This window comes from Streptomyces sp. NPDC127197 (genome assembly GCF_042672405.1).
Lineage (GTDB): Bacteria > Actinomycetota > Actinomycetes > Streptomycetales > Streptomycetaceae > Streptomyces > Streptomyces flavusporus.
In genome coordinates, this window is the sequence record NZ_JBHXVG010000009.1 from 248849 (window position 1) to 271142 (window position 22294).

At 71.2% G+C, this 22294-nt stretch carries 22 protein-coding genes; 12 read left to right on the forward strand and 10 right to left on the reverse strand.

Annotated elements, in window-relative coordinates; translation table 11 throughout:
• Nucleotides 1-4: 4 nt before the first annotated feature.
• Nucleotides 5-1684 carry a rhamnogalacturonan lyase B N-terminal domain-containing protein gene (locus tag ACFVJQ_RS17250; protein WP_385784651.1) on the reverse strand — a complete coding sequence of 560 codons (1680 nt, stop codon included), beginning with the start codon at nucleotides 1682-1684 and terminating at the stop codon, nucleotides 5-7.
• 194 nt (nucleotides 1685-1878) lie between these two features.
• On the opposite strand from ACFVJQ_RS17250, the gene ACFVJQ_RS17255 reads away from it, so the two are divergent.
• Nucleotides 1879-2919, forward strand: a complete 1041-nt coding sequence (locus tag ACFVJQ_RS17255; protein ID WP_385784654.1) for a rhamnogalacturonan acetylesterase — start codon at nucleotides 1879-1881, stop codon at nucleotides 2917-2919.
• A gap of 64 nt (nucleotides 2920-2983) precedes the next feature.
• Complete coding sequence (locus ACFVJQ_RS17260; RefSeq protein ID WP_385784657.1) at nucleotides 2984-4711, forward strand: DUF2264 domain-containing protein; 1728 nt, start codon at nucleotides 2984-2986, stop codon at nucleotides 4709-4711.
• Between the two features lie 56 nt (nucleotides 4712-4767).
• On the opposite strand, the gene ACFVJQ_RS17265 is transcribed toward ACFVJQ_RS17260, so the two are convergent.
• From ACFVJQ_RS17265 to ACFVJQ_RS17275, 3 genes are all read right to left on the reverse strand, one after another.
• On the reverse strand, nucleotides 4768-5619 hold the full coding sequence (locus ACFVJQ_RS17265) for an ABC transporter permease (RefSeq protein WP_385784660.1): 852 nt from the start codon (nucleotides 5617-5619) through the stop codon (nucleotides 4768-4770).
• Nucleotides 5616-6587, reverse strand: a complete 972-nt coding sequence (locus ACFVJQ_RS17270) for an ABC transporter ATP-binding protein (RefSeq protein ID WP_385784663.1) — start codon at nucleotides 6585-6587, stop codon at nucleotides 5616-5618. Before ACFVJQ_RS17270 ends, ACFVJQ_RS17265 begins: the two co-directional genes overlap by 4 nt.
• Nucleotides 6588-6798: 211 nt before the next feature.
• Nucleotides 6799-8187, reverse strand: coding sequence for a hypothetical protein (locus ACFVJQ_RS17275; protein WP_385509700.1), 1389 nt, complete (start codon nucleotides 8185-8187; stop codon nucleotides 6799-6801).
• A gap of 87 nt (nucleotides 8188-8274) precedes the next feature.
• Here ACFVJQ_RS17275 and ACFVJQ_RS17280 point away from each other — a divergent pair, with 87 nt between their 5' ends.
• Complete coding sequence (locus ACFVJQ_RS17280) at nucleotides 8275-8643, forward strand: VOC family protein (RefSeq protein WP_385509701.1); 369 nt, start codon at nucleotides 8275-8277, stop codon at nucleotides 8641-8643.
• 137 nt (nucleotides 8644-8780) lie between these two features.
• Entirely contained in the window at nucleotides 8781-9671 is an 891-nt protein-coding gene (locus ACFVJQ_RS17285; RefSeq protein ID WP_385509702.1) for a GNAT family N-acetyltransferase, read from the forward strand.
• Here the strand turns inward: ACFVJQ_RS17285 and ACFVJQ_RS17290 are convergent.
• Entirely contained in the window at nucleotides 9610-9855 is a 246-nt protein-coding gene (locus ACFVJQ_RS17290) for a helix-turn-helix domain-containing protein (RefSeq protein WP_385509703.1), read from the reverse strand. The two genes, ACFVJQ_RS17285 and ACFVJQ_RS17290, sit on opposite strands and share 62 nt — an antisense overlap.
• Before the next feature lie 182 nt (nucleotides 9856-10037).
• On the opposite strand from ACFVJQ_RS17290, the gene ACFVJQ_RS17295 reads away from it, so the two are divergent.
• From ACFVJQ_RS17295 to ACFVJQ_RS17315, 5 genes are all read left to right on the forward strand, one after another.
• Entirely contained in the window at nucleotides 10038-11237 is a 1200-nt protein-coding gene (locus ACFVJQ_RS17295; RefSeq protein ID WP_385784668.1) for an NAD(P)/FAD-dependent oxidoreductase, read from the forward strand.
• A gap of 10 nt (nucleotides 11238-11247) precedes the next feature.
• Complete coding sequence (locus ACFVJQ_RS17300) at nucleotides 11248-12201, forward strand: sigma-70 family RNA polymerase sigma factor (protein ID WP_385509705.1); 954 nt, start codon at nucleotides 11248-11250, stop codon at nucleotides 12199-12201.
• 219 nt (nucleotides 12202-12420) lie between these two features.
• Nucleotides 12421-13617 (forward strand): NAD(P)/FAD-dependent oxidoreductase, encoded by a 1197-nt coding sequence (locus ACFVJQ_RS17305; protein WP_385509706.1) that lies wholly within the window; start codon nucleotides 12421-12423, stop codon nucleotides 13615-13617.
• Between the two features lie 29 nt (nucleotides 13618-13646).
• Nucleotides 13647-14543 carry an RNA polymerase sigma-70 factor gene (locus tag ACFVJQ_RS17310; RefSeq protein ID WP_385784671.1) on the forward strand — a complete coding sequence of 299 codons (897 nt, stop codon included), beginning with the start codon at nucleotides 13647-13649 and terminating at the stop codon, nucleotides 14541-14543.
• 59 nt (nucleotides 14544-14602) lie between these two features.
• A complete protein-coding gene (locus ACFVJQ_RS17315; RefSeq protein ID WP_385509708.1) occupies nucleotides 14603-15007 on the forward strand; it encodes a hypothetical protein in 405 nt (134 codons plus the stop codon).
• Between the two features lie 248 nt (nucleotides 15008-15255).
• Here ACFVJQ_RS17315 and ACFVJQ_RS17320 read toward each other — a convergent pair whose 3' ends face one another.
• Nucleotides 15256-16383, reverse strand: a complete 1128-nt coding sequence (locus ACFVJQ_RS17320) for a lipid II:glycine glycyltransferase FemX (protein WP_385784674.1) — start codon at nucleotides 16381-16383, stop codon at nucleotides 15256-15258.
• Nucleotides 16384-16702: 319 nt separating this feature from the next.
• On the opposite strand from ACFVJQ_RS17320, the gene ACFVJQ_RS17325 reads away from it, so the two are divergent.
• From ACFVJQ_RS17325 to ACFVJQ_RS17335, 3 genes are all read left to right on the forward strand, one after another.
• Nucleotides 16703-17161, forward strand: coding sequence for a hypothetical protein (locus ACFVJQ_RS17325; RefSeq protein ID WP_385509710.1), 459 nt, complete (start codon nucleotides 16703-16705; stop codon nucleotides 17159-17161).
• Nucleotides 17158-17931, forward strand: coding sequence for an isocitrate lyase/phosphoenolpyruvate mutase family protein (locus ACFVJQ_RS17330; RefSeq protein ID WP_385509711.1), 774 nt, complete (start codon nucleotides 17158-17160; stop codon nucleotides 17929-17931). The genes ACFVJQ_RS17325 and ACFVJQ_RS17330 overlap by 4 nt, the downstream gene beginning before the upstream one ends.
• A 122-nt stretch (nucleotides 17932-18053) precedes the next feature.
• The gene (locus ACFVJQ_RS17335; RefSeq protein ID WP_385784678.1) at nucleotides 18054-18473 is read left to right on the forward strand and encodes an NUDIX hydrolase; all 420 of its coding nucleotides are present in this window, start codon (nucleotides 18054-18056) and stop codon (nucleotides 18471-18473) included.
• Here ACFVJQ_RS17335 and ACFVJQ_RS17340 read toward each other — a convergent pair.
• From ACFVJQ_RS17340 to ACFVJQ_RS17355, 4 genes are all read right to left on the reverse strand, one after another.
• A complete protein-coding gene (locus ACFVJQ_RS17340; protein WP_385509713.1) occupies nucleotides 18460-19185 on the reverse strand; it encodes a hypothetical protein in 726 nt (241 codons plus the stop codon). The two genes, ACFVJQ_RS17335 and ACFVJQ_RS17340, sit on opposite strands and share 14 nt — an antisense overlap.
• A gap of 36 nt (nucleotides 19186-19221) precedes the next feature.
• Nucleotides 19222-20586, reverse strand: a complete 1365-nt coding sequence (locus ACFVJQ_RS17345; protein WP_385509714.1) for a hypothetical protein — start codon at nucleotides 20584-20586, stop codon at nucleotides 19222-19224.
• Between the two features lie 138 nt (nucleotides 20587-20724).
• Complete coding sequence (locus ACFVJQ_RS17350; RefSeq protein WP_385784681.1) at nucleotides 20725-21414, reverse strand: response regulator; 690 nt, start codon at nucleotides 21412-21414, stop codon at nucleotides 20725-20727.
• Nucleotides 21411-22268, reverse strand: a complete 858-nt coding sequence (locus ACFVJQ_RS17355) for a sensor histidine kinase (protein WP_385509717.1) — start codon at nucleotides 22266-22268, stop codon at nucleotides 21411-21413. Before ACFVJQ_RS17355 ends, ACFVJQ_RS17350 begins: the two co-directional genes overlap by 4 nt.
• Nucleotides 22269-22294 lie beyond the last annotated feature (26 nt).

A 22294-nucleotide genomic window follows, 5' to 3' on the forward strand; every position in this document is an offset into this window, starting at 1 on the left:
GGGATCAGGACAGCAGATCGATCGCGTCGATCGACGTGCCCGCACTGAGATAGCCGGTCGCCCCCGAGCCGCTCACCACATGGATCTTCAGCGTGTTGTACGCGCCGGTGTCCGTCAGCCAGGCGGACGCCGGCACGCTGTAGGTGAACGTGTGGTTGTTGCCCCGGTACGAGCCGTTGGTCAGCGACCGCGTGTTCGGCTGGGTGGGCGGCGCGGGGATCGCCGACGTCCAGGTGTCGTTGACGACGACCTGCGGCCGGCCGTTGGCGTAGGCCGTTGTCACGCCGATGCGCAGGGTGTGCGCGGCGGCGGCCTGCGCGGCCGTCAGCCGGAAGTACACGATCAGCCCGCTGTTGACGTCCTTCCACAGATAGCAGGGGAAGGCGGACGTCTCGCTGCCGCTGCCGATCACCACGTTGCCGGTCCAGGCGGCGGCCCGGACGTCGGACGGATGCGCGTACGTCATCAGGTCCGCGTTCTTGAAGCCGCTGGGTGTGCCGTTCCAGTCGCCGATCCGCCAGATCGCGCTCGCGTTACTGGGGTCGTTCGACGACGGGATCGCGATCGTGTTGAGCGTCGTGGTCGAGCCCGCACTCACGGTCACCGACGAGGTGTGCACGGCGAGTTCGCCCTTGAAGACGGTCAGGGTGTACGTCCCCGGAAGGACCCCGCCGATGGAGAAGTAGCCGTCCGAGGCGCGGGCGGAACCCCAGTACTGCGCCGCCGAGTTGGCGATACCCACCGTGTACGGGTACGCCGTGTTGCGCCCGCTGATGCCCACACCCGCCACCCGACCCCGGCCACCGGCGCCCACGTACCCGGAGATGCCGAGCGAATCCGCCCACGGGGTGGTCAGCGTGCCCGGGAACAACGCCGAGGACGGTGCCCCGCCGTCCGTGAAGGCGATGACGTACGGCCCCTGGAGGCCGAAGCGCTGGGCCTCCGTCTGGTTCTGGCCGTAGTAGAGGATCTCGTACAGACCGCCGCCGTCCGCGCTCTGGTGCCGCAGCAGGGAGCGGTAGAACGGGCCGCCGGAGGCCTTCTCGTGGTTGCTGCGCACGATCCACAGGCCGACGCCGTTTGCCGTCCAGCCGATGTAGTCGTAGTCCATCACCCGGAGCTTCGAGTAGTGCTTCGAGCGGGTCTGGCCGTCGGACTTCGCGAACACGTCCGAGGCCTCGATGGTGGTGGGCGCGTAGGTGTAGGAGTCGGGCTCGTCGTTGAGGAACAGGCCCTTTCTGACGCGCAGGATGTAACGGGTTGCCGAAACCGAGGTGTCGGCCTTGTTGGTCCAGAGGTAGATGTTGTTCTCGCCGCTGCGGGCCGCGTAGTAGTGCCTGAGCGTGCCGTACGTGACGGAGATCAGGATCGTCGAACCGGACTGCCTGATCGTCACGGTGGAGCTGCCGAGGCCGGACTCGATGTGCGAGTTCATGCCGCCGTAGCCCTGGTACTCGGTGCCGCGGTAGACCAGCGAGGTCAGGTCACCGTTGGTCTTGCTGACCTTGAAGACGAGGTCGGCGCCGGTGTCGACGACGTAGTTCGAGCCGTCGTCGCTCCAGCCGAAGGCAGCGGCGGACGCGGACCGGGCGAGCGGGCCGGCGAGCGCCGCCGTGCCGGCGGTGGCCGCGGCGCCGAGGACGAAGGTACGGCGTCGGACCGGTCGGTTCACGGATCCGGACATGGGGGGTGCCTCCTTCGGGAGGTGCGGGGGGTGCGGGTGCATCGCAGGGTGGCAGTCGAACCGATTTCGCGAAAGGGCTTTCGCTCAGAGAGCGTTGTTCGCGCTGCAAATATCAGCTCAAGGGTTGGAAAGCGCTTGCCGCGAGCGGTACCGTCCAGCGGCCAGGCCTTGTCGACCTGTCGGAGGAGTCGCGCATGAGACGTTTCCACCTCGCCGTCCTGGCGGCGGTCACCCTGAGCGCCGGCCTGACGGCCGTACCGGCCCACGCAACCCCCGAGTCGCCCTCGGCACCGGCGAACTGCACCGCCACCGCCTGCCACTTCGACGTCCCGCCCGGCACCTACGACGTCCGGGTGCTCCTCGGCGGCGAGACGGCGTCCAGCACGAGCATCGGCGGCGAGACCCGGCGCGCCCTGCTCCCCGAGACCGCCGTCGCGGCCGGTGAGCGTGCCGCCCGCAGCTTCACGGTGAACGTCCGCACACCCGAGGGCGAGCCGACGGGAGCCGACGGCGTCGCCGGCCTCGACCTGGTGCTCGGCGGCACGGCCCCCGCTCTCGCCGACATCCGCGTCACCCCCGCCCGGCACACCCGGCAGATCTTCCTCGTCGGCGACTCCACCGTCTGCGACCAGCCCGGCGACCCCTACTACGGCTGGGGCCAGCAGCTGCCGCAGTACCTCCGCAAGGGCACGTCCGTCGCGAACTACGCAGACTCCGGCGAAAGCACGGTCACGTATCTGGAGAACCCGAAGCTCTGGGCCACCGTCCAGCCGCAGATCCGCCGCGGCGATCTCGTTCTCGTCCAGCTCGCCCACAACGACAAGACGACCGACGAGGCCACCTACCGGGCCAACCTCGAGTCCCTCGTGGACGGCGTCCGCGCGGAGGGCGGCCGCCCGGTCCTCGTGACCCCCGTCGTGCGACGCTGGTTCAACGCCGACGGCACCCTGAACAACGGCACCGCCCTCCTCGTCAACGGCCTCGGCGTCGACCACCCGGCCGTCATCCGCTCGGTCGCCGCCGACCGCGACGTTCCGCTGATCGACCTCACGGCGAAGACCAAAGCGCTGGTGGAATCCCTGGGCGTCGAGGCCTCCAAGGCGCTGTACCTCTACAACGAGAAACGGGACAACACCCACACCTCCGTGCGCGGCGCCACGGCCTACGCCGAGCTGGTCCGTGATGAACTCGTCGCCCAGCATCTGGTGCCCGAGGGCAGGGTGAGGGTGGGATGAACCCCTGGGCCGCCCTGACCGGAACCGGGGCGGCCCAGGCCCAGCTGGAAGGAAACCGTTTCCGATGGATCTGCCCCGGGACGACCGCGCCCTCAGCCCGCACACCGGGTACACCCGCCGCCACTGGGAGGCGGCGGCCGACGCCCTGCTCGCCGCCGTGGCGCCGTACGCCACCGAGGACCACGCCCTGTACCACTTCCCTGGTGACCGTCAGAGCTGGTCGGGCCGCCTCTCCGACGGCCTGGAGGGGTACGCTCGTACGCTGCTCCTCGCGGCCTTCCGCAGGGACGAGACCGCGCTCGAGCGGTACGCCGACGGACTCGCCGCAGGAGTCGACGGCGTCTGGCCCCGCATCGAGGACCGCAGCCAGCCGCTCGTCGAGGCCGCCTCCATCGCCCTCGCGCTACGGCTGACCAGGCCGCTGCTGTGGGACCGCCTGGACGACGGCGTACGACAGCGGGCGGCGGCCTGGCTCGGCGACGCGCTGACAGCCGAGGCCTGGCCCTGCAACTGGGAGCTGTTCCCGGTGACGGTCGCCGGCTTCCTGCAGGAGATCGGCCACGAGCCGGGGGCGTCCGGGAAGGCGATCGAGCGGGGGCTGGAGCGGATCGAGCAGTGGTACGTCGGGGACGGCTGGTACACCGACGGCGACGGCCGCAAGTTCGACTACTACAACGGCTGGGCGATGCACCTGTATCCGGTGCTGCACGCATGGCTGGCGGATGACACCCGGCTGCTGGACCTGTACGGCGGCCGGCTCTCCCGCCACCTCGACGACTACGCCCGCCTGTTCGGTGCGGACGGCGCCCCGATGCACCAGGGCCGTTCTCTGACGTACCGCTTCGCGACCACGGCCCCGCTGTGGCTGGGCGCGCTGACAGGCCACACCCCGCTGGCACCGGGGGAGACACGGCGGCTGGCGTCCGGGGCGCTGCGGTACTTCCTGGAGCGGGGCGCGGTGGACGGACGGGGCCTGCTGACGCTGGGCTGGCACGGGCCCAACTCCGCCGTACTGCAGGGATATTCGGGCCCCGCGTCCCCGTACTGGGCCAGCAAGGGCTTCCTTGGCCTGCTGCTGCCGCCGGACCACGAGGTGTGGACGGCGACCGAGGAACCGGCCCCGGTGGAGCGCGTGGACGCAGTCACCCCGATCGCCGCCCCCAACTGGCTGCTCCAGTCCACGCGTTCGGACGGCGTCGTCCGCCTCCACAACCACGGCAGCGAGGACGTCCGCTACGACCCGTACTACACGCGGCTTGCGTACTCGACGGTGACGGAGCCCTCGGCGTCGTACGAGGGGTCGTACGACAACAGCGTGATCGTGGGCGACGACCCGAGCCGCACCGGCATCGAACCGCTGGGCGTCGGCGACGGCTGGGCGGCCTCGCGGCATACGGTGTCCTCTGGCGCTCGGGTGACGAGCGTCGTGCTCGCATGCGACGCTGTGGAGGTGCGCGCCTTCCTGGTGGCGGGGGCGGAGCCCGGCACCCCGGTGCGCGTGACCGGGTGGGCCGCGCGGGACGGTGTCCGGGCCGAACTACTGCCCGCCGTCGGCCTCGACGACGACCTCACCGGCGTCACGGGTCAGGAGGCCACCGTCTTCGTCGCGCTCGCCCGGCTCACGGCCGAGCAGGATCCCGTTCCGCTGGAGGAGACGGTGTCCGTGCGATCGGACGGCGAGGGGGAGGTGCGGGTCCGCTGGAGCGACGGGCCGGAGGTGGGCGTGCGGTTCGGTGACTCCGGAGGGGTCGAGTGGCTCAGCGCCCCGGGAACTCTGGGTGAGCCTGAGTGACCCAGGCTCACCCAAACCGCCCCTGACCAGGGAAATAGCTACGTTCTGCTGGAGTACTAGCTGACCCGCTGCATCGCCTTCCAGCGCCGTTCCGCCATCGCGGCCCCTGACTCGCGGCGGGCCATTCTGCGCAGGACGGTGGGGGCGAGGAGCAGCCCGGCGACCGCCCAGGCACCCAGCACCCCCACTGTCTCGAGGTGCCGCCAGGATGCGCCGATCTCGGCGACGACCGCGTCGGCTGGCAGCAGCGCGGACCGGAGACCGAGGCCGAGCCAGTACACGGGGAAAATCTGCCCGATGGTCTGCAGCCACTCGGGCAGCTTCGACAGAGGGAAGTAGATCCCGGAGATCACGACGAGTCCCATCACCGGAAGCATCAGCAACCCGACGGTGCGCGGACTGTCGACGACCGAGCCGATGACGGCGCCGATCGGCAGGGTTGCCAGGAGCCCCAGCGGCACCACCCACACCAGCGTCAGCCAGGCTCCGCCGCCTTGCCGGGCGACACCGTCGACCAGGAACACACCGGCCGCGAGGGCGAGTGCCATGGAGACGAGAGCCGTACCCGACACCATGATGATCTTGCCGACCAGATGGCCGACCATGCCGTGGGGCACGGCCTTGGCCCGCAGCAGGGTGCCGTCCTCGCGCTCGGTCGCCAGGAGCTGCGCCGTGGTCATCATCCCGGTGAACGCGAGCGTCATCCCCACCATGCTCGGCAGCATGAACGCGCCGGCCGAGATGCCGGCGTCCTTCAGTGGCTCGTCTCTGACCAGGAACATCGGCACGATGAGCAGGACCGTCCAGAGCACGTACCCGAACACGTCCTGGCCCGTGGTGAAGGTCTGCCGAAGTTCCGTCAAGCCGCGCCGTACCCCGGCTCCCGCCGCGTACCACACCGGACTCATCGCGATCCCTCCGCAAAAGCGTGTGCCGCCCGCTCGCCGGGCACTCTCCTCGCCTCCAGCTCTCGGACCATCGTCAGGTAGGTCTCCTCCAGGCTCGCCCGGCGCACCTCCAGTCCGCCGATCGCCTCGCCGTGCTCCTCGAACAGCCGACGGACGAACCGGGTGGGCTCGGCCGTAGCCTGCTCGAAGGACTGCCCGTCCCGCGTCCAGCGCACGGTGGCCTCTGCCGATGCCTGCCGGGACAGTTCCTCGGCCGATCCATCGGCCACGATGCGGCCCCCGGCCAGAATGAGGATCCGGTCGGCGAGCTTCTCCGCCTCGGCGAGGTCGTGCGTGGTCAGCAGAACAGTGGTGTTCTCGTCCGCGAGCCCGCGGACCAGGCCGTGGAACTCGTTCCTGGCCTCCGGGTCCAGACCGGCCGTCGGCTCGTCCAGGAACAGCAGCTCGGGTCTGCCCACGATGCCGATGGCCACGTCGAAACGCCTGCGCTGCCCGCCGGACAGGGTTCCGACCCGCTTGTCCGACTGCTCGGTCAGCCCCACTGCCGCGATGAGATCGTCGACGTCCCACGGCCGCTGCACGGAGGCGGTGGAGTACGGCGCGTAGTACGAACCGAGATGGGCCAGCAGTTCCCGCACCCGCCACTTGCCGTGGTCGCGCCAGGACTGCAACACGATGCCCAGGCGCGCACGCCACCGCTCGTCCCCGCGGGCCGGATCGATGCCGAGGACGGTGACGTCACCGGCCGAGCGCATCCGGAAGCCTTCGAGGACCTCGATCGTGGTCGTCTTGCCGGCGCCGTTCGGGCCGAGCAGCACGACGACCTCGCCTCGCCGGGCCGTGAAGCCGACCCCCTTCAATACGTCCTGGCTGCGGTAGCGCATCCGCAGATCGCGTACCTCGATGACCGTGTCGCTCTCCGGCGGTGAGCTACTCCTGACCTCGGACAAGGCATGAGCGGCCGTCATAGGTGTTCCCCCGTCAATCTGGTGGTCCGTCCTCCGGGATCAGGGGCCCGAGGCCATGCCGACGCCCGTGGTCGTGGGACGCGTCTGCGGCCGTGGTTGCCGTTGCCGCCTGGCAGCTGCTCTTCGGGCCCTCCCCGGACGAACACATTACCGAACGGTTCAGATGCTCATGCCGTTCCACCGCCCCGGCGCTGGTTGTACGGCGGCCCCCTCACGGAGTGAGACGGGCGATCCTCAGCTTCGTCGAGGTCGGGGATGCACCCGTGAGCGCGCTCGTGTACGACGGTGTGACCGGGGCGTACGCCCACGTCAGCGTCCCGTCCTTCTGGACCGCGATATCGCCCGTGATCCGCGCGTTCACCACCTTGTCCGCGCTCTGGAACTTCCCGTTCCAGTCGATGAGCCGGAGATGCGTGCCCGTGAAGGTGCCCGTGCAGGTGCCGCTCGCGCACTTGGCGTTCTTCAGGGATTCCCAGGACAGCAGGAGACGGTCCTTCCCGTACGGGGCGATGCGCACGTTGACGTGTTCGGTGCCCTTCGCGCTGGTGAGGTACATCGCCTTGCCGGGGCCGGAGTTGCGGTTCTTCAGGAAGGCCACGGCCACCTGGTGGGTGCTCGTCCTCGGCTTCACCGTCCAGCCGCGACCGCTCGCGTCGTCCGGGTTCTTCTTGGCGGACGCGGCGCCGCGGGAGGCGAAGGCGGTCGCGTAGCGGCCGGTGGAGGACTTGACGAGATCGCCGGTACGGCCGGCGAACGTCCCGCCGCAGTAGCCCGCCCAGCACTGCTCACGCTGCACGACCGGCGCGGTGTCGGGCGCGCCGGTCCCCGTCGACACGAACAGACCCGAACGCCAGTCGTCGAAACAGAGGGAGGTGAACGCGCCGGAGGCCTCGGCGTGCAGTGCGATGCCCTCGTTGTGACTGCACCCCCAGCTCCAACCGCCGCTGAGCTTCGCGCCCTTGGCGCTGACGTACGTCAGCTTGTCGCCGTAGTGCCCGTCGGCGAAGCCTCCGGCGCCGTGCACGACGAAGTACGCGCCGTACTTCTTGCCGTTCCAGGTGAGCTGACCGTCGAGCAGCGGGGCCGTGTCGTTGGTGGAGGTGCCGGTGAGCTTGGTGGTCCAGGTCTTCTTCCCGCCCGTGTAGCGGACGATCGCGGCCGCCGTCTCCTTCCACTTGTTGGTGTCGGAGACCCGGGTGAGCAGCGCGAAGCCGTCGTTGTGCGCGACCAGCCCGCCGACCTCTTTGGCGCCCTTGACGACCGTGTCCGCGCCCGAGCGCTTCCCGGCGGAGGTGAGCGGGGTGACATGGATGCCGTCCGAGGCGGGCCAGGCCACGCGGAGGGTGCCGTTGGGGGCGACGGCCGTCGCCGTACGTGTCCACTCGCGGGTGTTGTTGTAACCCGCTGACAGGTAGGGGAACTTGGCCGACAGGCTCACGGCGGTGCTGGTCACGGCGAGACCGTCGGCGGTGGTCGTCGCCGCCCCGGCTGCCGCGTACCACGCCCCGACCAGGGCGGCGGTGGCGGCGAGACCGCCGATCAGGGGCTTGCGGGCGCCCCGCATACGGCGGTGACGTGTGGTGCGTCTTGCTGAAGTCATGCCTTCATGTCGCCGCAGGAGGAGGGAAGGTTGCCTTCCGCGTTTCCTCGTTGCCGTCATCGACGGGCGTGCACCACAATCCCCAGCATGACCTCCGCCATCCGCCACGTCACGATCGACTGCCGCGACCCTTACGCCCTCGCGGGCTTCTGGTCCCAGGTCCTGGATCTGCCCCTGCACGAGGACGACAAGCCGGGCGACGAGTATGCGCTGATCGAGGGCGCCGGCCTGCTCTTCAGCGCGGTTCCGGAGGCCAAGACGGTCAAGAACCGCGTGCACCTCGACCTCCAGCCGCGGGACCGCACCCGCGACGAGGAAGTCGACCGCATCCTCGCCCTCGGTGCCACGCTCCTCGACGACCGCCGCAACCCCGACGGCACGGGCTGGGCCGTACTCTCAGACCCGGAGGGCAACGAGTTCTGCGTGGAGCGCAGCGCGGCGGAACGCGGGGACTGAACCGGACAGGCCCTGCCGTCCTCGCAGACCTCGGAGGCGCGAACTCCCCTTCCGCTCCGCCGAACTCCCTGTCCCCGCAGCCGGTTGCGTGATCAACTGTGGCCGTACGCAACCCCATTGGACTCACCGGAGCTGCCTTGGCCATCCGCATCACTGCCCTCACCGAGCCCGACCGCACCTCTTCGGGCTATCGCCTCGCGTGGCTGGCCAGCGGCGATGACGGCGATCCGCTCGGGTCCGCGTTTCTGCGGGTGTTCACCCGGGAGGGCCAGGAACACCTGGCCGAGCTGCAGCTGAATGTGCACACGGCGGAGCGGCGCAGGCGGGTCGGGTCGCGGCTCCTCGAGACGGCGGTGGCTGCCGCGCGGGAGGCGGGCAGACGGTCGGTGGTCGCACAGGCCGACGCGGGCACGCCCGGCGATCACTTCCTTGCCGCAAGTGGCTTCCGCAGGGTGCTGACACTGACGTATGCCCGGCTTGCGCTGGACGAGTTGGACAGCGGCAAGGCTGACGAGATCAACGCGATCGTCGAGCGGCCGCATCCTGGCTACCGTCTCGCGTCCTGGCGCGGCACCGTCCCCGAGGAGCTGGCCAAGACCTTCGCCGACTCGCGCCGCGCGATGGACGACATGCCGATGGACGACACCGATTACGGTGTCGTGGCCTGGGACGTCGAGCGGGTTCTGGCCGCTGCCAGGGCCGTCGCCGACCGCGGGGAGCTGCTCACCACGGTGGTCGCCGTCGACGAGTCGGACGGCTCGATCGCCGGCTTCTCGGAGCTCGTCGTGCCGGGCGAGGGCAAGGGCGACGGGCTGCACTACGGCACCGGTGTTCTGCCCGAGCACCGCGGCCACGGCCTCGGCCGCTGGATGAAGGCCGAGTCGATCCGCCTCGCCCGCACCAACCACCCCGGGCTCGCCGGCCTGGTCACCGATACGGCGGACAGCAACACGCACATGCGGCGCATCAATGACGCACTGGGGTACGTCCCCACTCACAAGGCCCTGGAGTACCAGCTCGACCTGTGAAGCCATGCGGCCGGCAGTCGAGGGCTTCGCAGAGTGCGGCGAGGGTGGTGAAGCGGACGGCCTCGGCGCGGCCATTCTTCAGCACGGCCGGGTTGGCGGGTGTGATGCCGACGCGTTCGGCGAGTTCGCCCACGGACATCTTCCGCTTGGCGAGTATGACGTCGATGTCGACGGTGATCGGCATCAGATCACCTCGTTCAGCTCGGCCTGTATCTGCGCCGCCTCGGCGCCGCGAGCATCGTGGGCGGCGCTCCTGCCGCTCTGTGACCCATGCCACATGCAGTTCCTGTCAGTAATCGGGGCGCCGTCCCGCTCAACTCACCGGGAGCAAGTCACCGAGAGCAAGCCAACCGACAGGAGCAGCACATGAAGCACCGCATCGTCGTCCTCGGCGCCGGCTATGCCGGGGCCTACGTGGCCGGGAACCTGGCCCGCCGGCTGTCCCCGGCGGACACCGAGATCACCGTGGTCAACGCTGAGCCGGACTTCGTCGAGCGGTTGCGGCTGCACCAGCTCGCGGCCGGCCAGGAGATCGAGGCTCCAAAGCTCGCCGACGTCTTCGCGGGCACGGGGATACGGCTGCGCCTGGCCCGTGTCACCGCCGTCGACCCCGAGCGCCAGGTCGTCGCCGTGGCCGACGCCGACGGCGGCGAGCTCGGCTACGACACGCTTCTCTACGCGCTCGGCAGCCACGTCGCCGACAGCGGTGTCCCCGGCGTGGCCGAGCACGCCTTCGACGTCACCGGCCGGCCCTCGGCGCTGCGCCTGCGCGAGCGCCTGGACAGCCTGGACAGGCGGGGCGAAGGCGGGAGTGTGCTGGTCGTCGGCGATGGGCTGACCGGCATCGAGACCGCCACCGAGATCGCCGAATCCCGGCCCGGCCTGTCGGTGACGCTGGTCGCCCGCGGCGAGCTGGGCGCCCGGCTCTCCGCCGGAGCCCGCAGCCACCTGCGCCAGGCCTGCGACCGGTTGGGCATCACCGTCCTGGAGCACACCAGCGCCGAAGTCGTAGAAGCGACGCGGGTGTTGTGCGCCGACGGCACCGCCCTGGCGTCCGACGCGACCGTGTGGACGGCCGGGTTCGCGGTCCACCCCATCGCCGCCGCCAGCGGGCTGGAGGTCACCGAGAACGGTCGGATCGTCGTCGATCGCACCATGCGGTCGGTCTCGCACCCGAACGTCTACGCCGCCGGCGACAGCGCCTACGCCGTCGGCGACAACGGCCGGCCGCTGCCGATGTCCTGCGCTTCGGCCGGCTCCACCGGCCGGCAGGCCACGGACGCGATCGTGGGACACCTGACCGGCCGCAGGATTGCGAACATCAAGCTGGACTACCTGGGCAACCACATCAGCCTCGGGCGGCGGGACGGGATCCTGCAGACGGTCGACGACGAAGCGCAGGCGAAGCCGAAGTATGTGGGCGGCCGGAAGGCCGCGCGAATCAAGGCGGGCATCCTCAAGATGTCGCTGTGGGCCATCTCGCACCCGACCTTCGGCGTGCCCCAGCGCAAGCGCCGCCTGGCCGCCGCGGCGGAAGCGACCGCCGAGAACCGCGTGGCTGCCTAGGGTGGTCCGCGTGGACAGCACCGACACTGATCGCTTCGACACCAGTCGGTTCGAGGCCGGCCGGAACCGGCTGGCCTCGCTGGCGTACCGGCTGCTGGGCTCCGCCACCGACGCCGAAGACGCCGTGCAGGATGCGTTTCTGCACTGGCAGGCCGCCGACCGGCAGCTGATCAAGGTGCCGGAAGCATGGCTGACCAAGGTCGTCACCAACCTGTGTCTCGACCGGCTCCGTTCGGCGCAAGCCCGCCGCGAACGCACCGTCGGCGCCTGGCTGCCCGAACCGCTCCTGGACGGCGACCCGATGCTCGGCCCGGCCGACACTTTCGAGCAGCGCGAATCGGTCTCCCTGGCCGTGCTGACTCTCATGGAGCGCCTGTCGCCCCTCGAGCGGGCCGTCTACGTCCTGCGTGAAGCGTTCTCCTACAGCCACGGCGAGATCGCCGAGATCCTCGACATCGCCGAGTCCGCAAGCCAGCAGCACCTCCACCGGGCCCGGCGCCGCATCACCACCGCGCGCCGCCGCGGCGGCGAAGTCGACCCCGCGTCCGCCCGCAGGATCGTCGAGGAATTCCTCGCCGCTGCCACATCGGGCCGCACCGAACGGCTGGTGGCGCTGCTCACCGACGACGCGACCGCGATCTCCGACGGCGCCGGCCTGACCGAGAAGCTGCTGCAGTTCGACACTCCGCAGCGCATCGCCGCCGTCGCACGGGCCGGCTTCAAACCCACCCCCGCGAAACGGCGACTTGCCGGCGGCACGCCCGCCATGCACTACGCGCTCGTCAACGGTGCCCCCGCCATCCTCGCGGTGGTCGGCGACCAGGTCGTCGGCGCCGTGACGTTCGACATCACAGGCGGCAAGATCGCAACCGTGCGCGGCATCGCCGCCCCCGCCCGCCTCGCCCGCCTCATCGAAGCCTGGCGGCAGCACGAACCGGACACGCCGCTCATCGCCCAGTGGTGACCCGACGCCGGCCGAGGCCAGGCGCAGCACCGCGCTGCGATGAACCGCTCCCGGGCTTCGGACGCCACCAGCCGCATGCGGACAGCGTGCAGCGGCTCGCTGCCGTCACGCGCTGAGAGCCTGCCATTCACCGCCGAGTGTGAGCTGGCTCACCTGCCGTCACAGCTGCCGGTCACGCGGTGTCTTGAGGCCGATCCCTGGAAAACGGAGGAGCCACCCATGGCTGAGAACACCGATGTCGTCGTGATCGGCGGCGGATACGCCGGCGTCATGGCCGCCAACCGACTCACGCAGCGCGACGACGTGACCGTGACCCTGATCAACCCGCGCCCGGTCTTCGTCCCGCGCCTGCGCCTGCATCAGCTGGTGGGCGGGTCCCACGACGCGGTCGTCGACTACCGCGAGATCCTGGCCGAGGGCGTACGGCTGGTGGTCGACAACGTGACCCGGATCGACGCGGCCGGGCGCAAGGCCGAGCTGGCGAGCGGGGGCACGGTCGGCTACGACTACCTGATCTACGCGGCGGGCAGCGGCAGCGCCAGCCTGCGCGTTCCCGGGGCGGCCGAGTTCGCCCACCCGGTCGCCACCCTGGAGGCGGCGCGACGGCTGCGGTCGGTCCTCGACACCATGCCCGCGACCGCCCCGGTGAGCGTCGTCGGAGCCGGACCGACCGGCATCGAGACGGCTGCCGAACTGGCGGAGCGGGGCCGTCGGGTGACTCTGGTCTGCGGAGGCGTGCTCGGCCCGTACCTGCACCCGCGGGCCCGGCGCACGGCTGCCAAGCGGCTCGCCCGGCTCGGGGTGACCGTGCTCGACGGGCCCGGCGCGTTGGTCACGGCGGTGACGCGCCACGCCGTGCACCTCGCTGACGGTCGCGAGCTGCCGAGCGAGGTCACCGTCTGGACCGCCGGGTTCGGCGTGCCGGATCTGGCCGCGCGCAGTGGGCTGAGCACCGACGCGGTGGGGCGCCTGCTCACGGACGAGACGCTGACCAGCGTGGACGACGCGCGCATCGTCGCCGCCGGGGACTCGGCGGCACCGTCGGACCTGCCGTTCCGGATGAGCGCCTACGCCGCGGGCTGCCTGGGCGCACACGCCGCCGACACGGTGCTCGGCCGCATCGGGGGTGAGCAACCCGCGCCCATCAACCTGTCGTTTCCCGCCATGTGCGTCAGCCTGGGGCGACGCGCCGCCGTCTTCCAGCTCGCGCGCAAGGACGACACCGCGATGAGGCTCTACGTCGGCGGCCGTGCGGGCGCGAAGCTCAAGGAGCTCTCCTGCCAGTTCAGCGTCAAGCACCTGGTGGAGGAGGCACGCAAGCCCGGCTCGCACACCTGGCCCAAGGGCGACCACCGCCGGCAACTGCTGCAGGCCAAGCACGGTGGGACTTCGGCCACTGCAGGGCGGGCAGCCTGACCAGGCGTTCGAGGGAGAGGGACCGAGAGATGACCGACCACGCCACCGACCTGGCGACCGAAGCGTTCGTCGCCCACCGCAACCTGCTCTTCACCGTCGCCTACGAGATGCTCGGATCGGCGGCCGACGCCGAAGACGTCCTCCAGGAGACCTGGCTGCGGTGGGTCAAGGTCGACCTGGGACAGGTGAGCGACCAGCGGGCGTACCTGGTGCGGATCACGACCCGCCAGGCGCTCAACCGGCTGCGCACCATGAAGCGCCGCAGGGAGGCGTACGTCGGCCAGTGGCTGCCCGAACCGCTGCTCACCACGCCGGACGTGGCCGAGGACATTGAACTCGCCGAGAGCATGTCGATGGCGATGATGCTCGTCCTCGAGAGCCTTTCCCCGACCGAGCGGGCGGTGTTCGTGTTGCGCGAGGTCTTCGAGGTCGACTACGGCGAGATCGCCGAGGCCGTCGGCAAGAGCCCCGCGGCCGTCCGCCAGATCGCGCACCGCGCCCGCCGGCACGTCGACGCCCGCCGCCCCCGCAGGACGGCCTCCCTGAGCGAGACCCGGGCGGCCCTGGAGTCCTTCCAGCGCGCCCTCGAGACCGGGAACCCGCAGGACCTCCTCGACGTACTCGCCCCCGACGTCGTCCTGCTCAGCGACGGTGGCGGCGTCAAGCGCGCCGCGCTCAAGCCCGTCATCGGCGCCGAGAAGATCGTCCGTTTCTACCTCGGCGGCACCGCCAAGGCCCCAGGCACGATCACCTGCGAGCCCACCGTGGTCAACGGCAGTCCGGCACTCGCCGTACACCTCGACGGCGAGCTCGACGCCGTCATGGCCGTCCGTGTCGAGGACGCCCGCATCACCGGCCTCTATTTCGTCCGCAACCCCGAGAAGCTGACCCGCGTCACCTCCGAGACCCCGCTCACCTTGCGCTGACGCCAACGGCTCGGACAGCACCCATCCATTGCCGCACACCACAAGAGGGGGACCACACCATGACCAGACGAACGACGGCCGCACAGGGCGGCCTCACCTTCCTCAAGACCGCGATAGTCCTGCAGACCCTGACCCTCTTCTTCCAGGCGGTCACCGCCGGCATGCTGCTGACCTCGTCCCACGGCTATCTGATGCACGACGTCGGATCGAAGGTGATGTACGCAGCCACCATGCTGTACGTGCTCGCCGCCGTCCTGGCCTGGCGCCCAGGCGGCGGATCACCCCGCCCCATCCTGTACGCCACCGGCTTCCTCCTCCTCGCCTCGGCGCAGGTCGCGCTGGGCATCGCCCATGTGCCCTCGCTCCATGTCCCCCTGGGCGTGGTGACGTTCGCCCTCAGCACCCTGGCCCTGGTCCAGGCACTGTCCCCGCGGTTGCTGCTGCGCTCCGCTGCCAGGTCGTAGCCGGACAGGTAGCGGGCGAAGACGACTGCCACCCGATACGGCTGGTTGGCCGACTCCAACGAGGTCAACCCGGCCCCCGGCGCCGTGCGTCGGCCGAAAGCCGCGCGCGATGGAACGGGCCAGACCGTCACTGACAATCTGTTGCGCGTCAACTGAGCGTTCGCAGACCCGGAGGGCAACGAGTTCTGCGTGGAGCGCAGCGCGGCGGAACGCGGCGACTGAACCGGACAGGCCCGCTGCGGCCAGGGTCACCTGCGCCCGAGGTAGACCCCCAACGCCCGCTGCAGCACCTTGCCCTGGCTGCCCACCGGTAGTTCCCACTCCCCGAGGTACTCCACGGCCCGGCCGCCGGTCCCCGTCTTGAAGCGGAGCCGGCCGAGCAGGCGGTCCTCGGTGAGGGCGGGGGTGATGGCGCGCAGGTCGTACGTCTCGGCGCCCGCCGCCCGTGCGTCACACAGCATGCGCCACAACAGCGCGCTGCTGGGCCGCAGTTGGCGCCCTCGGCGGCCGGACGCGGCGTACGAGTGCCAGACTCGGGAGCCGACGTTGATCATGAGGGCCGCGGAGAGCACCTCCCCGTCGTACCGGGCGAGGTAGAGGCGGAGCCGGTCGTCGTCCTCGGCGTTCAGGGCCTTCCACATGCGCAGGAAGTAGTCCAACGGGCGGGCCTTGAAGCCGTCGTGGGCAGCGGTCGCGGTGTACAGGCGGTGGAACTCGGGCAGGTCGGAGGCCGAGCCCCACGACACACGGACGCCTGCCGTCTCGGCCGTGCGCAGGGACTGTTCCCAATGCGGTGCGAGGGCGCCGCGAAGGTCGTCCACCGAGCGCCCCGCCAACGGGATATGGCAGCCGTAGCGCGGCTGGCCGAGGCCGAACCCGCTCCCGTCGTCCTCCTCGCACCGACGCCAGCCGAGCCGTTGCAGCCGCTCCGCGACGTCGAACGCGTATCCGTCGATGCCGGCCGCGGGCAGATCGTGCAGATGACGTACGTCGGGGTCGGCGATGCCGGCCGCCACGGTGGCCGCGTCCCAGTGACGTACGACCAGGGGCGGCCCGATCCGCACCGAGAACGCCCCGATCCGCTTCAGATGGGCGACGAGCGGATCCAGCCACCGCTCCAGACGAGGGGTCCGCCAGTCGATCGCGGGTCCGTCGGGAAGGTACGCGAGGAAGCGCCGCGTCCCGGGCAGCGGCCGGTACAGGACCAGCGCCGTCGCGATCATCTCCCCGTCCTCGAACCAGCCGACGCTCTCCGGCAGCCAGTCGGGCTTCACATCGCCCCACTCGGGGATCTGGAGATGGCTCGCGTCGGGATACAGCCGTAGGTGGGCCAGATGTTCCCGGCGCGGTATCTCCCGCACGTACAGGCTGGTCATCGGTAGGGTGCTCCTGTTCGGGGCGGCCACCCCAAGCCCGGGATCACCGGACGGGTCAAGAGTTCACGGCAGTGAACTGCGCCCGCACCTGCTTGCCGCCGTTCCTGGGCGTGACGCCCCCACGTCCGCCACAGACGCGATCAGGAAGGTGCCCCGCCCGCTCCCCGCATCCCAGTCGGGCTCGGTGTACCGGACCGGCAGTACAGGTGAACGGTCGCTGACGGACACCCGAACTCCGCCTTAAGGCAGACCTGGTCCGCCGGACAGGCCCTGGCACGCTTCGGCCGGCGCCGAAGTGATGTGCGCCTAGCGTGCCGGTATGACCGGAAACCCGCAGGAAACCCCCGCACAGGCCGTCACCGGCATGGTCGACCACGTCCTCTCCCTCGCCGCCACCTGGACCGACTGGGACGGCAAGCCCGCGCAGGTCGACGACCGCGTCTACACCCCGCACAAGGCGATCCGCCGTGTCGCGGACCATCTCGTCGATCACCTCGCCGAACTGGAGGCGAGGCTCGTGGGCGAGCCCCCGCAGCCCGACCACTGGCACGCGTCCGCCACCACCACCGAAGCGGACTTCGCCCCCTTCACCCAGGAGGACCTCGACGAGGCCCGCAGCCGCCTCACCCGGCTCGCCCGGATCTGGGCGAACCGGCTCGACGTCCTCACCGAGGACCAGCTCGACCGCTCGCCCGGTGAGGGCTGGACCTTCCGCGAACTCGCCCTGCACCTCAAGGAATCCACGTACTACGCCGACGCGATCGGTGATCTGTCGTGACCGCGTTCGCCGACCTGCATCACGCCGACGAGCCCCTTCTGCTGCCCAACGCCTGGGACCACGCGTCGGCAGCAGCACTGGCCGCCGGGGGGTTCCGTGCGATCGGGACGACCAGCCTGGGTGTGGCCGCGGCCGCCGGTGTGCCCGACGGCGCGTCGGCGACCCGCGACGAGACCCTCCGGCTGGCCCTCGCTCTCGGTGCGGAGCCGTTCCTGCTCTCCGTCGACGCGGAGAGCGGTTTCAGCGACGATCCGGACGAGGTGGCGGAGTTCGCACGGGAACTGGCGGCCGTCGGGGCCGTCGGCATCAATCTGGAGGACGGACTCGGGACGGTCGCCCGCCACGCCGCGAAGATCACCGCCGTCAAGTCGGCCGCCCCCGGCATCTTCGTCAACGCCCGCACCGACACACACTGGCTCGGCGACGGCGACCGCAGGGAAACGCTCGACCGCCTCGACGCCTACCAGCAGGCGGGAGCCGACGGCGTGTTCGTCCCCGGCCTCACCGACCCCGCCGAGATCACCACCCTCGTACGGCACCTCGACGTCCCCCTCAACATCCTCTACTCACCCGCCGGCCCCACCGTCGCCCATCTCACCGACCTCGGCGTGCGCCGCATCAGCCTCGGTTCGCTGCTGTACCGGCGGGCCCTGGGCGCCGCCCTGGAGGCCCTCGCCGACATACGGGCGGGCCGCCCGCCCCATGGGACGGTGCTGACGTACGCCGACGTGCAGGCGATCAGCGGTCAGGGTCCCGGCCGGGCAGAGTGAGACCGGGGACACTGCCTCGTGGCGGGCGGGTTGGTAGAGTTGGGGTTTTCGTGGGTATCAGACCCTTTGGACTCAACTCCGGCTGCCGACCCAGGGACCGAGGGACCGAGGAAGCTATGGCCATGGACATCCCCGGCGAGATGCGACTGGCGGCCGCCGTCGTGGTGGACAAGCAGGGGCGGGTGCTCCTGGTGCGGCGCAGTGAGACGGAGCGGTTCCTGCCGCGGGTGTGGGGCGTGCCGTGCGGGAAGCTGGAGCCGGACGAGAGTGCGGCGGACGGCGCGCTGCGCGAGCTGAAGGAGGAGACCGGGCTGCGCGGCGAGATCGTGCGCAAGGTCGGCGAGTCGTCCTTCGTCAGTGACTACCGGGGCCACGAGGTCAAGAGCTGGCAGGAGAACTTCCTGATCCGCCCGCTGTCCCTGGACGTGACCCTGCCGCAGCCGGACCAGACCCACGCCTGGCTCCGGCCCGCCGAGCTGACGAGCGTCGCCATCGACGACTACAACCTCGACGTCGTACGACAGGCCCTCACGAGCTCCTGAGCAGCTCCGCCAGCCCGCTCAGCGCCCCCAGGTACTCCCGCACATCCAGCGGGACCTTCGCGACCGCTCCGGGATGCGGGCCCGCGGCCGTGAACACGTCGGTGTGCGCGCGCCGTTCACTGCCCGTCTCCAGGAACAGCGTCACCGTCGGTACGTCCGTGTCGCACCAGGCCCGGTGCAGGGTGTGCGCCGGCAGGGCGTAGGCGCTGCCCGCCGCGTACCGGCCCGTCTGCGTCAGCCGCAGCCGCGCCGGACCCGCCGGCTCCAGCCGCCAGTCGGACGACCGCTCCGCCAGGGACTCCTCGTAGCGCGCCGCCTCGATCCCGCCGTCCTCCCGCACCTCGTACAGCTCCATCGCGAGCCGGCCGCGGACGACGTAGGAGGCCAGCGGTGAGCGGTGGTTGTGGATGTCCTCCGTGCCGATCGCGCCCACGCCCGGATGCCACACATGCGCGCGCAGCATGTGGCGGGGGCCGCCGTCGATCAGCAGCAACTTGTCGAAACCGAGTACGTGGCGGTACGACAGCCGGGCGCAGCCCTCGGGATCGCCCTCCCCGGAGGCGAGTTCGGCGATCAGCTCCAGCAGGCGGTCGGATGAGCCCAGTTCGGCGATGACGGAGCGGGCCGCCACCACCTGTTCGTGCTCGGGCAGTTCACCGTCGAGCGCCCTGGCCAGCAGTCGCCGAGCCGCGCGGACCTGGTGACCGCCCATGCATCGTCCCCCAACTCCCGCCCGTGCCGGACGGGTTCAGTGATCCGGCTGATACATCCATACGGCATGGGCGCGCAGCGCGCAAAGACCTTGATAGGTCATCCAGATCGGCTTGCGCAGGTCGGTACCGTCGCCGCGCTCCCAGGTCCAGATGCCGTCGGTCTGCCCGGCCCACACCGCGGCGACCGCGCCGTCCAGCCGCTCCCGCCACTCCGTCGCCAGCCCGTCCTCCTGGGCGATCCGCCGGGCCGCCGGGGTCAGCAGGGCGCGGACGATCCAGGCGGCCGTGAAGTGCCGTACGTTCAGCACCTCATGGCGCGAAGGGTCGTCGGTACGGGGGCGCCGTACCTCCTCCCTGAGGTTCTCCAGGTCGAGGCAGCCGTGATGGGGTGCGTCCGGGCAGGCCAGCAGCCAGCGGACCCCGTCCTCCCGGGCGGCGCGGGCGCCCGCGGTCTCGCCGAGGACGCGGGCGGTCCGGTCGAGGGCGACCACGGCCTGCGCGGTGTGCAGCGGGGACGGCGGGCCGTACGGCAGGTCCAGCCGGTAGCCCCAGCAGCGCAGGTGCGCGCGGCCCGGGTCGCTGATCGCGCCGTCGACGATCGCCTCGCGCAGCCGGGGCAGTACGGCGGAGGCGGGCGCGGCGCGCAGCAGTCCGCGCAGCACGGTCGTCACGACATGCGTCGACTCCCGTCCGGCGCGGTCGAGTTCCGGAGTGAAGGCGGCCGTGCAGCGGGCCACCTCCGCGGCCAGCCGCTCCCTGGACGCCCCGGCCCTGGCCAGCGCGCCCAGCACCAGTGCGGTGACCTCCGGGCGGGCCTCGGCCCCCTGCGACCGCGCCGACCAGCCGCCGTCCGGCAGTCGCAGCCGCCACAGCGTGTCCACCAGGTCGCCCGTGCTCAGCTGCCCCTCGGGCACCCCCAGGTCGAGCATGATGTGCAGCCCGTAAGCGGTTCCCACCGGCGTCGGCCGCGACGGGCTCTCGCCGAGCGAGTGCGGCCAGCCGGTGAGCAGCCCGACGCCGGGGTCGTCGACGACGGTGACCTGGCCGACGAGGCTCTCGTACGCGGCGTTGAACACCCCGGGAAGCGGGCCGGGCTCTCGCGGCCGGGCTCCGGCCGTCGGGGGCGGCGGCATGGCGGCCGACCGTGCCCGCGCCCGCAGCAGCGCCGCCGCCAGCCAGGCGGCCACGCCCGTGCCGAGCCCGCTGATGCCGGCGATGAGGTACTTGGCGGGCTCGCCGTCGAGGGAGGAGGGCAGCACCTGGAACAGGAACTGGAACACCGCGTACCCGGCGGCCGCGCAGCCGAGGCTGCCGAGCCAGCCGACGAAACGCGCCGGTGGCGAACCGCCGCCGTCCGGTCCGCCGGGCGGTGCGGGGTCCGGACGGCCGGTGGTTCTCACGGGACCGCGTCCCAGCTGCTGTTGACTCAAGGCGCGATCCCTCCCCCAGGTGCGGCACGTGACGACCGTGAAGTTTCCAGTCTATGGAATCGTCTCCGACTCCTCGTTCGTACCGCTGTTTTCGCTCTCCCACACCGCCTACGGCTCAGAGTCCCCTGGCTTCACCAGCCCCGTCTCGTACGCCAGCACAACGGCCTGCGCGCGGTCCCGCAGGTTCAGCTTGGCGAAGATGCGGGCCACGTGGGACTTCACCGTGGCTTCGCTCAGGGTGAGGTGGGCGGCCAGCTCGGTGTTGGACAGGCCGCGGCCCAGGAGGGTCAGGACCTCCAGTTCGCGGGGGGTCAGGGAGGTCAGATCGGGAGGTACGGCAGGTGGGTGGGCGGTGGTGGTCGAGGCGAAGCGCTCGACCAGGCGGCGGGTGATGGACGGGGCCAGCAGCGCGTCGCCCGTGTTCACCAGGCGTACCGCTGCCGCCAGGTGCTCGGGGGTGACGTCCTTCAGTAGGAAGCCGCTGGCTCCGATCGACAGGGCCGTGTACACGTAGCGGTCCAGGTCGAAGGTGGTCAGCATCAGCACCCGGCAGTCCGGGGTGTGCTGCAGGATGCGGCTCGTGGCCTCCAGGCCGTCCATGGCCGGCATGCGGATGTCCATCAGGACGACGTCCGGGGCGAGTTCACGGGCCAGCGACACCGCCTCCGCTCCGTCGGCCGCCTCTCCCACCACCTCGATGCCGCGCGCGGTCAGGATCAGCCGGAAGCCGGTACGGATCAGCGTCTGGTCGTCGACGATGAGGACGCGCGGTGGCCGTTCCGTCGTGGACGCCGTCACGGTCGGTCCAGTGGGATGCGTGCCCGGACCCGGTAGCCTCCGCCGAGGCGGCGGCGGGCGTCCAGGTCTCCGCCGTACACCGCGACCCGCTCCCGCAGCCCCAGCAGTCCGCGACCCGTGCCCTCCCGGTGCCGTGCGGCCGTCTGCGTCGGCGCACCGCCGGTCAGCACGCTCGGGCCGGTGTTCAGCACCTCCACCCGCAGCGCGTGGTCCGCGTACCGCACGGTGACCTCGGCCTTGCCGCCGTCGCCGTGCTTGAGCGCGTTGGTCAGCGCCTCCTGGACGATCCGGTACGCCGTCACGCTGATGCCCTGCGGGAGGGGACGCGGCTCGCCGGAGATCCGCACCTCGACAGGCAGTCCGGCGAAGGAGATCCGGTCGACGAGGGAGCCGAGGCGGTCGAGGCCCGGCTGCGGCGACAGATCCACCGGGCCGCCGTCGCCGTCACCGCCGCCCTCCTTCGTGTCCTCGCCGCTCTGCGACGGCGCCAACAGCCCCAGCAGATGCCGTAGATCCGTCATCGCGCCCCGCCCCGCGTCCTCCACGGCCCGCAGGGCCGTCGCCGCCTCGTCCGGCATCGTGCCCAGCACCTCGCGGGCGGCGCCGGCCTGCACCACCATGAGGCTGACGTTGTGGCTGACGATGTCGTGCAACTCGCGGGCGATACGGTCGCGTTCGGCTGCGATCGCGGCACGGGCCGCGCTCTCCCGCTCCCGCTCGAGCAGCCAGCCGCGTTCCCCCACGGCCGCCTGCCAGCGGCGCCGCGTCCGCACCAGCGCCACCGTCAGCCCGGCCACGGCCGCACACGCCACCCCCAGCGCCGCCAACAGCCCGCTCGACTCCCACTCCCACACGCGTTCACCTTGGCAGACGATCACCG